The 319-nt window shown below is 68.0% G+C and carries 1 protein-coding gene; it reads right to left on the reverse strand.

Annotated features, from left to right (window positions below):
• The coding region (locus AC5Y7E_RS24315; protein ID WP_499950967.1) for a hypothetical protein at positions 1 to 319 on the reverse strand (319 nt) is incomplete at both ends.

Raw genomic sequence — 319 nt, forward strand, 5'->3', positions numbered from 1 at the left:
GAATCCCCACCCAGCTCGAAGAAGGAGTCGTCGACACCGACTTGCTCCACGCCGAGGGCTTGGGCGTAGATGCCGGCGAGTATCTTCTCGGTGCTGGTGGCTGGGGCGCGGTAGTGCTCGGTGTTGTAGTCCGGTGTGGGCAGGGCGCGTTTGTCGAGTTTGCCGTTGCTCGTTAACGGCAGGTGGTCGAGGCCCACGAGCGCGGTGGGCACCATGTAGGCCGGGAGCCGCTCGGCCAGTGCGGCGCGCAGCCGCGTCGGGTCGGCTGTCCCGGTGATGTAGGCGACCAAGCGCTTGTCACCGGGGCGGTCCTCGCGGA

The sequence above is a fragment of the Mycobacterium sp. NGS17 genome, from assembly GCF_059813205.1.